Annotated in this window: 8 protein-coding genes; all 8 read left to right on the forward strand. The window is 68.9% G+C overall.

Annotated elements, in window-relative coordinates:
- The first annotated feature begins 30 nt into the window (after positions 1-30).
- The 8 genes from RXV79_RS02060 (at position 31) to RXV79_RS02095 (ending at position 12,566) form a co-directional block, all read left to right on the forward strand.
- Complete coding sequence (locus RXV79_RS02060) at positions 31-1,140, forward strand: ABC transporter substrate-binding protein (RefSeq protein WP_413816659.1); 1,110 nt, start codon at positions 31-33, stop codon at positions 1,138-1,140.
- A gap of 145 nt (positions 1,141-1,285) precedes the next feature.
- The gene (locus RXV79_RS02065) at positions 1,286-2,356 is read left to right on the forward strand and encodes a branched-chain amino acid ABC transporter permease (RefSeq protein ID WP_316701728.1); all 1,071 of its coding nucleotides are present in this window, start codon (positions 1,286-1,288) and stop codon (positions 2,354-2,356) included.
- An 18-nt stretch (positions 2,357-2,374) separates the two neighbouring features.
- Positions 2,375-4,141: a branched-chain amino acid ABC transporter ATP-binding protein/permease gene (locus RXV79_RS02070; protein WP_316701730.1), complete on the forward strand. Its 1,767-nt coding sequence runs from the start codon at positions 2,375-2,377 to the stop codon at positions 4,139-4,141.
- Positions 4,142-4,828: 687 nt separating this feature from the next.
- On the forward strand, positions 4,829-5,569 hold the full coding sequence (locus tag RXV79_RS02075) for an ABC transporter ATP-binding protein (protein ID WP_316701732.1): 741 nt from the start codon (positions 4,829-4,831) through the stop codon (positions 5,567-5,569).
- A gap of 10 nt (positions 5,570-5,579) precedes the next feature.
- The gene (locus tag RXV79_RS02080) at positions 5,580-7,322 is read left to right on the forward strand and encodes an acyl-CoA dehydrogenase family protein (RefSeq protein WP_316701734.1); all 1,743 of its coding nucleotides are present in this window, start codon (positions 5,580-5,582) and stop codon (positions 7,320-7,322) included.
- On the forward strand, positions 7,319-7,816 hold the full coding sequence (locus tag RXV79_RS02085; protein ID WP_296723761.1) for a MarR family winged helix-turn-helix transcriptional regulator: 498 nt from the start codon (positions 7,319-7,321) through the stop codon (positions 7,814-7,816). The genes RXV79_RS02080 and RXV79_RS02085 overlap by 4 nt, the downstream gene beginning before the upstream one ends.
- A 175-nt stretch (positions 7,817-7,991) precedes the next feature.
- Entirely contained in the window at positions 7,992-9,512 is a 1,521-nt protein-coding gene (locus RXV79_RS02090; RefSeq protein ID WP_316701736.1) for an alpha/beta hydrolase domain-containing protein, read from the forward strand.
- 78 nt (positions 9,513-9,590) lie between these two features.
- Positions 9,591-12,566 carry a DUF2135 domain-containing protein gene (locus tag RXV79_RS02095; RefSeq protein WP_316701738.1) on the forward strand — a complete coding sequence of 992 codons (2,976 nt, stop codon included), beginning with the start codon at positions 9,591-9,593 and terminating at the stop codon, positions 12,564-12,566.
- The last annotated feature ends 32 nt before the right edge of the window (positions 12,567-12,598 follow it).

Raw genomic sequence — 12,598 nt, forward strand, 5'->3', positions numbered from 1 at the left:
ATGAAAGCCTTCCGACCCCTTGCCATTGCCATGGCTGCCCTGTTCGCTGCAGGTGCCGCGCAGGCCGACATCACCATCGGCGTGGTGCTCCCGCTCACCGGCCCGGGCAACGGCCTGGGCATCCCGGTCAACAACTACATCAAGCTGTGGCCGACCAGCATCGCCGGCGAGAAGCTCAACGTCATCGTGCTCGACGACGCGAGCGACCCCACCAAGGGCGTGCAGAACGCGAAGAAGCTCGTCACCGAAGACAAGGTCGACGTGCTGGTGGGCTCGGCGGTGACGCCGGTCGCGATCGCGATGGCCGGTGTGGCCGCCGAAGCGCAGACGGTGCAGCTGATGATGTCGCCGGCCAACCTGCCCGCGGGCAAGGACACCTGGTCGTTCCGCCTGCCGCAGAGCAACGCGGTGATGGCCCATGCGCTCATCGAGCACATGAAGAAGAAGGGCATCAAGCAGATCGGCTTCCTCGGCTACACCGACGCGTACGGCGAAGGCTGGCTCAACGACTTCAAGGCCGAGTCGGCCAAGCTCGGCGGCCCGCAGATCGTGGCGGTGGAGCGCTTCGCACGGCCCGACACCAGCGTGACCGCGCAGGCGCTGAAGCTCGTCTCGGCCAACCCGCCGGCCATCCTCGTCGTGGCCTCCGGTTCCGGTGCCGCCATGCCGCACAAGGGCCTGATCGAGCGTGGCTACAAGGGCACGATCTACCAGACCCACGCGGCCGCTTCGCGTGACCTGGTGCGCATCGGCGGCAAGGACGTCGAAGGCTCCTTCGTCGTCTCGGGCCCGGCGGTCGCGCCCGAGCAGCTGCCCGATTCGCACCCGTCGAAGAAGCTCGCGCTCGACTTCGTGCAGAAGTACGAGAAGGCCTACGGCGCCGGCAGCCGCAACCAGTTCGGCGCGCACGGCTACGACGCCGCGATCGTGCTCGAGAAGGTGGTGCCGGTGGCCCTCAAGGCCGGCAAGCCGGGCACGCAGGCCTTCCGCAGCGCGCTGCGCGATGCGATCGAGAACATGGGCCGCACGGTGCTGTCGCAAGGGGTGGTGACGTACTCGAAGGACAACCATTGGGGCTTCACGACCGAGACCGGCGTGATCCTTAAGGTGGTCAAGGGCGAGTGGGACGTCGAGAACTAAGCCCCCCGGTCGCTGCGCTCCTGCCCCCGAGGGGCGCCACCCCTGAGGCCCGGCAAAGCCGGTTCCTCGGGGCGTTGCTTGATGTGCGAGGCGCTGCGCGCTCGCGTCGCCTCGAGTTCGGGGCGTGCTCTTACAAGAATTCATCATGGACTTTTCCATTGCCAGCATCCTCACGCTAGACGGTGTCACCAACGGCGCCATCTACGCGCTGCTGGCCCTGGCCACCGTGCTGGTGTTTGCCATCACCCGGGTCATCTTCATTGCGCAGGGCGAGTTCGTCGCCTACGGCGCGATCACCCTCGCGATGCTGCAGAACGGCAACCCGGTCGGCAGCTTCTGGCAGCGCCACGGTGACCTGCCGGGCACGGTCTGGCTGTTGCTCGCGGTCGCGCTGATCGCGGTGGTGGTCGACTCGGTGCGCGGCAGCGGCCGTGGCCTCGGGGCCGACCAGCTGCTCAAGGATGCGGCCAAGACGCTCGCGGTGCCGGTGCTGGTGTTCGCCGTGGCCTGGTTCGCCGGCCCGCGCGGCTGGCCGCTGTGGGCGCAGAGCCTCTTCACGCTGGCGGTCGTCACGCCGCTCGGCCCGCTGGTGTACCGCCTGGCCTATGAGCCGGTGGCCGATGCGAGCGTGCTGGTGCTGCTCATCGTCTCGGTCGGCGTGCACTTCGCGCTCACCGGGCTCGGCCTCGTCTTCTTCGGTGCGGAAGGCTTCCGCAACCCCAGCTTCTGGGACGAGCGCTTCCAGATCGGCGCGATGACGGTGTCGGGCCAGGCCATCATCATCTTCATCGCATCGATCGCGCTGATGGCGGCGCTCTTCGTCTTCTTCGAGCTGACGTTGCGCGGCAAGGCGCTGCGTGCGACGGCGGTGAACCGCCTCGGCGCGCGGCTGATGGGCATCTCGACCTCGGGTGCCGGCAAGCTGACGCTCGGCCTCGCCGCCTTCATGGGTGCGCTGTCGGGCCTGCTCATCGGGCCGACGACCACGGTCTTCTACGACTCCGGTTTCCTCATCGGCCTGAAAGGCTTCGTCGCCGCGATCTTCGGTGGCCTCGCGAGCTACCCGGCCGCCGTGCTGGGTGCACTCTTCGTCGGCGTGCTGGAGAGCTTTGGTTCGTTCTGGGCGAGTGCCTTCAAGGAAGTGATCGTGTTCACCGTGATCATCCCGGTGCTCTTGTGGCGGTCGTTCCTGCATGGGCACGACGACGAGGAATAAGAAGAAAAGAAGAACGACATGAACATCCGTCGCACCTCCCTCATCGTCTTCCTGCTGGCGCTGGCCGTGCTGCCGCTGCTGCCGGTGCCCGAGTTCTGGATCACCCAGGCCAACTACATCGGCCTCTATGCGCTCGTCGCCCTCGGCCTGGTGCTGCTGACCGGCGTGGCCGGGCTCACCTCCTTCGGCCAAGCGGCCTTCGTCGGCATGGGCGCGTACACCACGGCCTACCTCTCCACCGCACATGGGTTCTCGCCCTGGGTCACGGTGTGGATCGGCCTCGTGATCACCGCCGTCTTCGCGCTGGTGCTGGCCTGGGTCACGCTGCGCATGTCGGGCCACTACCTGCCGCTGGCCACCATCGCCTGGGGCCTGAGCCTGTACTACACGCTCGGCAACATCGACGCGCTCGGCAAGTACGACGGCCTGCTCGGCCTGCCGGCGATCAACTTCTTCGGCACCGAGCTGAGGTCGGGGCGCAGCTTCTACTACCTGCTGTGGGTGATCGTGGTGCTGGCCTCGTTCGCCACGCTGCACCTGCTCGACTCGCGCGTCGGCCGCGCGCTGCGTGCGGTGAAGGGCGGCACGACGATGGCCGAGGCGATGGGCGTGAACACCTTCCGCACCAAGGTCATGGCCTTCGTGATCGCGGCGCTCTTCGCCGCGGTCTCGGGCTGGCTCTTCGCGCACTTCCAGCGCACGGTGAACCCGTCGCCCTTCGGCCTGAACAAGGGCATCGAGTACCTCTTCATGGCGGTGCTCGGCGGCGTGGGCCATGTGTGGGGCGCGATCGTCGGCGCCGGCATCGTGAAGATCCTGGAAGAGCAGTTGCAGGTCTGGCTCCCCAAGCTCATGGGCAGCAGCGGCAACTACGAGGTGATCGTGTTCGGCATCGTGCTCGTGCTGGTGCTGCACTACGCACGCGATGGCGTGTGGGCCTTCATCGAAGGCTGGCTGCCGCCGGTCAAGCGCAAGGTCGACTGGCTGGATGCCGCGCCGCTCGCCGAGCAAACCAAGCCGCCGCAAGGAGAGCTGGTGCTCGACGTGCAGGCGGTGCGCAAGCAGTTCGGCGGACTGGTGGCCGTCAACGACGTGAGCTTCCAGGTCAAGGCGGGCGAGATCGTCGGCCTGATCGGGCCCAACGGCGCGGGCAAGTCGACCACCTTCAACCTCGTGACGGGGGTGTTGCCGGCGACGAGCGGGGCTGTTTCCTTCCGCGGGCAGCGCATCGACGGGCTGGCCTCGCGCGACATTGCCAGGCGTGGCCTGTCGCGCACCTTTCAGCACGTGAAGATGATCCCCACGATGACGGTGCTGGAGAACGTGGCGCTGGGGGCGCACCTGCGTGGCTCGCGCGGGGTGGCGGCGGCGATGCTTCGGCTCGATCGGGCGGAGGAGCGGTCTCTTCTGCGCGAGGCCGAGCGGCAGTTGAAGCGCATCGGGATGGAGCAGTACCTGCATGAGCAGGCGGGGAATCTGGCGATGGGGCCGCAGCGCTTGATGGAGATTGCGCGGGCGCTGTGTGCCGATCCGGCGCTGCTGTTGCTCGACGAGCCGGCGGCCGGTCTGCGCCACAAGGAAAAGCAGGCGCTGGTGGAGGTGCTGCGGCAGCTTCGGTCTGAAGGCTTGTCGATTCTGCTGGTCGAGCACGACATGGATCTGGTGATGCAGGTGACCGATCGGATCGTGGTGATGGAGTTCGGGACGAAGCTGATGGAGGGCACGCCTTCTGAGGTGCAGGCGTCGCCGGCTGTGCGGGCGGCTTATCTTGGGACGGAGCACTGAGTGGTGGATGCAGGGGCACTGCGTGGTGGTTTGCCGGGATTTCGCCCCGGCGGGCGACCTTCTTTTCTTTGCTTGCCCAAAGAAAAGAAGGCAAAAGAAAGGGCCCCCCGTTCGCTCGGTCGGCCTAGGGCCGACTGCTCTGCGCTGCTCGGTCTTGGGGTGTCGGGCAGAACTCACTACGCGAGCTGCGCTCGCTGCGTTCAGACAGCTGCCCGAAGTCAGATGACGAAGCCTGCTTCGCACGCCACCCCAAGCCCTGCGCTGCTCGACGGCTCTCAAGGGCCCCGGGAAACCCTCGCCCGCTGCGCGGGCCTCGTACTCTCGGCTCGCTTCGCCTCGTGCTGGATGGGCGGGGCGCAAGGCGCCCCCGCCACTGATGGCGATGCGTTAGCGAGCCGTAGGGCCACCCGTGGGTGGCGTCGAGGAGCGCAGGGCTTGAGGGGCGCGCGCTTCAGCGCGCATCAAGAACTGACTTCGCGCCGCCTGTTTGAACGTAGCGAGCGCAGCTCGCGAAGTGAGTTCGGCGCGGCCCCTCAAGTCCGAGCACCGCAGAGCAGTCCGGCCTCCGGCCGGACCGCCACCGTCGGGTCGCCTTTTCTTGGTTACTTCTTTTGGCGAAGCAAAAGAAGTAACTCGCCCGCCGGGGCGAGACCCGGCATGCCGCCACGCAGTGCATAGGACATCCCCATGACAACCCCCTTGCTGAAAGTCAGCAACCTCCAAGCCGCCTACGGCCACGCCGAAGTCCTCCACGGCCTCACCTTCGAAGCCCAACGCGGCACCGTCGTCACCGTCATCGGCCCCAATGGCGCCGGCAAGAGCACCCTGCTCAACGCCCTGATGGGCGTGATGCCCTCGAAGGGCGAGATCGCTTACGACGGCAAGCCGATCGAGAAGCGCAGCCTCGAAGAGCGCGTGATGCAAGGCATCGCCCTCGTGCCGGAAACGCGAGCGCTCTTCTCCACCATGCCGGTTGAAGACAACCTCCTGCTCGGCGCCTACCGCCACGTGCGCCAGGGCCCGAAGGCGGCGCGCGACACGATGGAGGAAGTCTTCACCCGCTTCCCGCGCTTGAAGGAGCGCCGCAAGCAACTGGCCGGCACGCTCTCGGGCGGCGAGCGCCAGATGTTGGCCGTCGGCCGCGCGCTGATGAGCAAGCCGCAGCTCCTGATGCTCGACGAGCCGTCGCTCGGCCTCGCCCCGCTGATCGTGAAGGAGGTGTTCCGCACCATCGCCGACCTGCGCGCGACCGGCGTGACCATCCTGCTGGTCGAGCAGAACGCGCGCGCCGCGCTCGAAGTGGCCGACCACGGCTACGTGCTCGAGATGGGCGAGATCGCCCTCAGCGGCCCGGCCGCCGAGCTGGCGAAAGACCCACGGGTGATCGACACCTACCTCGGTGCCGCCCGCAAGAAGGCCGAAGCCTGAGCCGTCGACCATGTGGCAGTACCACCCCCCGCTGCGTGACATCCGCTTCGTCACCGAAGAGTTGCTGAACCTGCCCGCGCAGTGGGCGCAGATCCCGGCCTTCGCCGAGGTCGATGCCGACACCGCGCGCCAGGTGATCGAAGAGGCGGGCAAGTTCGCCTCCGAAGTCCTCGGGCCGCTCAACGCGGTGGGTGACGTCGAAGGCTGCACGCTGAAAGACGGCATCGTCACCACGCCCAAAGGTTTCCGCGAGGCGTACCAGGCCTTCGTGCAGGCCGGCTGGCCAGCGCTCGCGTGCGAGCCCGAAGTCGGTGGCCAGGGCCTGCCGCAGTCGCTCAACGCGGTGCTGCACGAGATGCTCAACTCGGCCAACCACGCCTGGAACATGTACCCGGGCCTGCTGCACGGCGCCTACGAGAGCCTGCTCGCGCATGCCACGCCGGAGCTCAAGGCGCGCTACCTGCCCAAGGTGGTGAGCGGCGAGTGGCTCTCCACCATGTGCCTCACCGAAGCGCACGCCGGCTCCGACCTCGGCCTCCTGAAGACCCGCGCCGAGCCGCAGCCCGACGGCAGCTACCGCGTGAGCGGCACCAAGATCTTCATCTCGGGCGGCGAGCACGACCTCACCGACAACATCGTGCACATGGTGCTCGCGCGCATCGCCGGTGCGCCGGCCGGCACGAAAGGGCTGTCGCTCTTCCTCGTGCCCAAGGTGATGCCCGATGGCTCACGCAACACGCTGCGTTGCGACGGCCTCGAAAAGAAGATGGGCATCAAGGGCAGCGCCACCTGCGTGATGAGTTTCGAGGGCGCGACGGGCTGGCTGGTGGGCGACGTGAACCGCGGCCTCGCGGGCATGTTCGTGATGATGAACGCGGCGCGCTTGCACGTCGGCCTGCAGGGCGTGGGCCACGCCGAGAGTGCGTACCAGAACGCGCTGGCCTACGCGCTGGAGCGGGTGCAGATGCGCGCGCCGCTGCGCTCGCCCGAGCGCAAGGTCGCCGAGGCCGACCCGATCGCGCTGCACCCGGCCGTGCGCCACAACCTGCTGCGCCAGCGGGCGCTGCTCGAAGGCGGCCGGCTGCTCGCCTATGAAACCGCGCACCTGCTCGACATCGCCGAGCGTCACCCCGACGAAGCCGTGCGCCACGTCGCGCACGACGAGGTCTCGTTGCTCACGCCGATCTGCAAGGCCTTCCTCACCGACAACGGCTTTGCCGCCGCGCAGGCGGCGCAGCAGGTCTACGGTGGCCACGGCTACATCCATGACTACGGCGTGGAGCAGTGCGTGCGCGACAGCCGCATCTCGCGCATCTACGAAGGCACCAACGAGATCCAGGCGATCGACCTGCTGGTGCGCAAGGTGGTGGCCGATGGCGGCGTGAAACTCGCCGGCCTCATTGAACGTTTGCAGCGCGAGCTGCCCACGGGCGAGCTCGCCGCGCGGGTGCAACCCTGGCTCGCCAACTGGCAGCAGGCCACACAGCAACTGCTGAAGCACTCGGCGAGCGACGCCGAATTGCCGTACCGCGTGGCCGACGACTACCTGCGCCTGGCCGGCCTCGTGCTGCTCGCGCAGGGCTGGGCGCGCGCCGAGGCGGTGGCCGCGTCTCACGCCACGCCGTTCCACACGGCCAAGCGCGAGACGGCGCAGTACTACCTCGACTACCTGCTGCCCGAAGCCGGCCTCTGCCTCGCGCGCATCCGCGCAGGGCAAAATCCGCTGCCTCAGCTCTCCGCCCCCTCCGCATGAACGCCCCCGAGCTTGCTGCCGACGAGACCCTGGAACCGCGCGCCCGCTCAGGCCCGCTCGACCAGGCCCGCCTCACGCACCTGATGGGCTATGCGGCCACGCGGGCGTCGGTCGCGTTGAAGAAGGTGTTCGCCAAGCACCTGGGGCCGCTGCAGCTGAAGGCGGTGGAGTTCTCCATCCTCGTGCTCGTGGCGTCGAACGAGAACGTGAACCAGAAGCAGCTCGGGCAAGCGCTCGATGTCTCGCCACCCAACCTCGCCGTCACGCTCGACCGCATGGTCGAGCGCGGCTGGGTCGAGCGGGTGCGCAGCACCGAAGACCGCCGCTCGCAGATCGTGGTGCTCACGAAGGCCGGCCAGCAGCTGGTGCAGCGTGCCGAGAAGATCGCCGCGACGATGGAGAACGAAGCCCTCTCCGTGCTCTCGCCGGCCGAGCGGCTGCTGCTGCTCGAACTGCTGCTCAAGGTCTCGCAGCCGCGCCCGCGCCGCGGCTGATCCGGCCGCGTTCCTCCCCACCGCGTTGCTCCTGAAGGCAAACCCGTATGGGCCGGGCTGCCGCATTGCCCTATAACGAAAACAAAAGATCAATAACGAAAAGAGAAGCGACAAGTACGAGCAAAATCGCAAATAAGCGAGCAGGGGTGGAGGGCAACACCAGGAGACAACCACCATGTTCACGCGATTCGCATCCCGCCCCTGGCGGGGCTTGATCGGCGCTGCGGCCCTGTGTGCCGCTGCCGGCGCCACGGCGGCCGGCACGCCGTTGCCGAGCGTCACCGGCCCGGTGCCGGCCACGGCCACGAGCTACCCCTTCGGCGCGGCCGACCACACCTTGAAGCCGCAGCAGCTGTGGAAGCTCGGCTACGTCGAAGAAGAGTTCTTCATCAGCGGCAAGGCCAACGTCTATGAGTGGCCGGCGCCCGGCCCGGCGGTCGTGCGCACGGCCGATGCGCCGTACACCACCCGCGCGCTGGTGCGCCGCCCGGCGCATGGGCACCGCTTCAGCGGCAACGTGATCGTCGAGCTGCTGAACCCGTCGAACCTCTTCGACCTCAACATCGGCTGGGGCCTCTCGGGCGACCACTTCGTGCGCCAGGGTGACGTGTGGGTGGGCGTGACGGTGAAGCCGGTCTCGATGGTGTCGCTCCAGACCTTCAACCCGACGCGCTACGCGCCGCTGTCGCTTGCCAACCCGCTGCCGCTGGACCACCCGGACAACTGCGCGACGGTCGCGGCCGACAGCTCGCGCAGCACCGAGAACGGCCTCGCCTGGGACATCTACAGCCAGACGGCCGCCTGGCTGCGCAGCCAGGACAAGAGCAACCCGCTGCGCCGCGCCCGGGGCTTCAAGGTCGAGCAGGTCTATGGCTTCGGCTACTCGCAGACCGGCGGCTACCTCTACAACTACATCAACGGCATCCACCCGATCGAGACCGCGCGCAACGGCGGCGTGCCGCTCTTCGATGGCTACATCGTCGCGGTGGCGGGCGGGGCCTTCGTCGGTGCGGTGCCCATCAACCAGTGCCGCGCTGCCCCGCCGCTCGGCGACCCGCGACGCCAGTTCAACCACGTGGGCGTGCCCATCATCCATGTGATGTCGCAGTCCGACTACCTGATCGGCATCGCCGCGCGCCGGCCCGACAGCGACGTGCAGACCGACCGCTACCGCCACTACGAGATGGCCGGCGCCGGCCACGCGACGCCCGACGAGCTGTACTCGGCGGCTGCACCGGCCGACATCGCCGCCGCCGGCCGTGCGGTGCCGCCGCTCGCCTGCAACGAAGGGCCACGCAGCCGCTTTCCCTCGGGCATCCACTTCAACGCGATCTTCCAGAACCTCGACCTGTGGGTGCGGCGTGGCATCGCGCCGCCACACAGCGAGCCCATCCTGGTCGAGAACGGGCAGCCGGTGCTCGACCAGTTCGGCAACGTGCAGGGCGGGCTGCGGTCGCCCTTCGTCGATGTGCCGACGGCGCGCTGGAACGGCTCGTCGACGGGTGCGAGCTTCTGCTTCATCGCGGGGCATGAAGTGCCGTTCGAAGCGGCGCTCCTGCAGCAGCTCTACCGCAACGACCTCGACTACGACCTGCGCGTGGCGGCCAACGTGAAGCGCCTGTTGCGCGAGCGCTTCCTCACGCGGGCCGATGCGTCGAAGCTGGTGGTCGACGCGGTGAGGCTCGACATTCCCTGACGCCTCGAAAAACATTTAACCCCGTTGCAGCGGCTTGGCCGTGGAAGGAAAGGTGTTCCACCTTCTTCTTCCACTGCCATGGCCACTGCCGCTCTGACCTCTGCCCCGCTCACCCGCCGCACCTGCCTCTCGGCGTTGCTCGGTGCTGCCGCCGCGCCCAGCGCGCTGGCGCTTGCGCCGCCGGCCCGGCCCTTCGAGCCGCCGGTGCTGCGCATGCGTCTGCAGGACCACGCCGCCGAGCCGGTGCGGGTGCAGCGTGCGAGCGTGCGCGCCGAGGTGGTCGGCCACGCGGCGCAGATGCGCGTCGAGCTGGTGTTCTTCAATCCCAATGGGCGTGTGCTCGAAGGCGAGCTGCAGTTCCCGCTCGGCCATGGCCAGTGGGTGAGCGGCTTCGAGCTCGACATCGATGGCGAGCTGCGCCCCGCGGTGGTGGTCGACAAGGCACGTGGCCAGCAGGTGTTCGAAGACGTGATCCGCGCGCGTGTCGACCCGGCGCTGCTGGAGGTGACCGAGGGCGACAACTACAAGCTGCGTGTCTACCCGCTGCCGGCGCAGGGCACACGCCGCGTGGTCCTGCACCTCGCACAGACGCTCGACACCGTGGGCCGCCTCGACCTGCCGCTGCGTTTCGGCGAGCGCCTGTCGCAGCTCGATGTGCAGGTGCGGGTGGCGGGTGTCACGGCCGAGGAGCTGACGGTCTCGGTGCAGGGCCTCTCCGCGCAGGCCCTCGAGCGCCGCCCGGCCCAGCAGGGTTGGGCCGAACTCTCGCTTTCGGCCCAGCAGCTGCAGGCGTCACCGTCGTTTGTCGTGACGCTGCCGCGCCGCAGCGCTCCGGTGGTGATGACGCAGCGCCACGCCGGCCGCGATCACTTCTATGCCGAGCTGCCGATGGACGATGCGGCCCTCACGCCCGCGCCCCGCGCCAAGCCGCGCCGCTTGGCCTTGCTGTGGGACGCCTCGGGCTCTGCTGCGCAGCGCGGGCGTGCGGGCGAGCTGGCCTTGCTCGACAACTACTTCCGTGCAATCGGCCAGGCCGAGGTGCTGCTCCATGTGGGGCGCGACGTGGTCGAACCCGAGCAGCGCTTCACCGTGCGTGGTGGCCAGTGGCAGGCGCTGCGGCGTGTGCTGGAGCTGCTGCCGTATGACGGCGCGAGCAACCTGCCGGCGCTGATCAAGACCGAAGGCTGTGACCTCGCGCTGCTGTTCTCCGATGGCCTGTCGAACTGGGGCACGAAGGGCTCGCTGCCGGCGAGCACGGTGCCGCTCTATGCACTCTCCTTCCGCACCGACCACGGCAACCACAGTGCGCGGCTGCGCCAGCTGGCCGAGCGCAGCGGCGGCGAATACCTCGACCTCACCCGCCGCGCCGATGCGCTGCAGGCCTTGCAGACGCGCAAGCCGCGGCTCGTGCGTGTCACCAGCCCGCAGGCGCGGGACGTGGTGATCGACGACCCCTATGCCGAAGACGGCTACTACCGCATCGCCGGCCTGCTGACGCAACGCGACGCCGAGCTGACGCTCGAATTCGAGCGCGCCGATGGCCGCCTCGAGCGCCGCCGCGTGAACGTGTCGCTCGGCGACGGTGCGTCGACGCAGGTCGCGCAGCGCTGGGCCGGCCTGCGCATGGCCGAACTCGAAGCGGCGGTGGGCGACACCCGCGCCGAAGTGCGCCGCCTCGGCCGCGCCTATGGCCTCGTCTCGCGCGAGACCTCGCTCATCGTGCTGGAGGCGCTCAACGACTACGTGCGCTTCGAGATCGAGCCGCCGCCCTCGCTGCGCAGCGCCTACGAGCGTGCAATGGCGCAGGGGGTGCAGCGCAAGCAGGTCGCGCAAGCGCAGCACCTCGACCAGGTGGCTGCACGCTTTGCCGAGCAGGTCGCATGGTGGGAGAAAGACTTCCCGAAGGACGGCGCCGGCGTGAAGCTGCTGCAAAAGCGCGAGCAGGCAGAACGCCAGCTCGCCGGCGCCGCCGGGCGGCAGGAAATGGACTCGGCGCGCCGCGACGATCTCCCGCGCATGGCGCCCGCCGCGGCCGCGCCGATCGTGGCGGCCGAGAGCCGCGAGCGGGGCCCGGCCGAGAGCACCGCCCGCAAGGCCAAGGCCGGGGCCCCGGGGCAGGACGCTCCGCCTGCCGCGGTGATCCGCCTGCAACCGTGGCAGCCCGATGTGCCGTATGCGCGCCGCCTGCGCGCAGCCCCGCCCGAAGCCGTCTACCGCCTCTACCTGGAAGAGCGCCCGCAGTACCTCGACAGCACCGCCTTCTTCCTCGACGCGGCCGACGTGCTCTTCGCCAAGAAGCTGCCGCAGCTTGCGATGCGCGTGCTGTCGAACCTGGCCGAGATGGACCTGCAGAACCGCCACATCCTGCGGGTGCTGGGCTACCGCCTGCTGCAGGCGCAGGCGCCGCAGTTGGCGGTGCCGGTGCTGCGCGAGGTGCAGCGCCTGAGCCCGCACGGGCCGCAGTCCTTCCGCGACCTGGGCCTCGCGCATGCCGAAGCCGGGCAGTGGCAGGAGGCGGTCGACCAGCTCTGGCAGGTCGTCTCGCGCCCGTGGGACGGCCGCTTCCCCGACATCGACCTCACCGCGCTCAACGAGATGAACATGGTGATCGCGCGCGCCGAGCGCCAGGGCCGCCCGGTGAAGACGAGCGGCTTCGACCGCCGCCTGCTGCGCAACCTGCCGCTCGACCTGCGCATCGTGCTCGGCTGGGACGCCGACAACACCGACATCGACCTCTGGGTCACCGACCCCGACGGTGAGCAGACGTACTACGGCAAGCGCCTGAGCTACCAGGGGGCACGCGTCTCGCGCGACGTGACCGGCGGCTACGGGCCGGAGGAGTTTGCGTTGAAGGTCGCCAAGCCCGGCCGTTACCGGGTGCAGGCGCGCTTCTACGGCCACCGGCAGCAGGTGGTCTCGCCCGCGACCACGCTGATGCTCGTGCTCAGCACGGGCTTCGGCCGCGCCGACCAGAAGGACGAGCGGGTGACGGTGCGCCTGTCGGGCCCGGCCGACATGGTGACCGTCGGCAGTTTCGAGGTGGGCACCCGCTGAAACGCGTGTTTGTCTGACATGGCGAGCCGGAG

The organism is Piscinibacter gummiphilus (assembly GCF_032681285.1).
GTDB classification, from domain to species: Bacteria; Pseudomonadota; Gammaproteobacteria; order Burkholderiales; family Burkholderiaceae_C; genus Rhizobacter; species Rhizobacter gummiphilus_A.

Excerpts from the sequence above, each read along its gene's own strand:
- RXV79_RS02060 (WP_413816659.1), top strand. The coding sequence starts at position 31 with ATGGCTGCCCTGTTCGCTGCAGGTGCCGCGCAGGCCGACATCACCATC.
- RXV79_RS02065 (WP_316701728.1), top strand. The coding sequence starts at position 1,286 with ATGGACTTTTCCATTGCCAGCATCCTCACGCTAGACGGTGTCACCAAC.
- RXV79_RS02070 (WP_316701730.1), top strand. The coding sequence starts at position 2,375 with ATGAACATCCGTCGCACCTCCCTCATCGTCTTCCTGCTGGCGCTGGCC.
- RXV79_RS02075 (WP_316701732.1), top strand. The coding sequence starts at position 4,829 with ATGACAACCCCCTTGCTGAAAGTCAGCAACCTCCAAGCCGCCTACGGC.
- RXV79_RS02080 (WP_316701734.1), top strand. The coding sequence starts at position 5,580 with ATGTGGCAGTACCACCCCCCGCTGCGTGACATCCGCTTCGTCACCGAA.
- RXV79_RS02085 (WP_296723761.1), top strand. The coding sequence starts at position 7,319 with ATGAACGCCCCCGAGCTTGCTGCCGACGAGACCCTGGAACCGCGCGCC.
- RXV79_RS02090 (WP_316701736.1), top strand. The coding sequence starts at position 7,992 with ATGTTCACGCGATTCGCATCCCGCCCCTGGCGGGGCTTGATCGGCGCT.
- RXV79_RS02095 (WP_316701738.1), top strand. The coding sequence starts at position 9,591 with ATGGCCACTGCCGCTCTGACCTCTGCCCCGCTCACCCGCCGCACCTGC.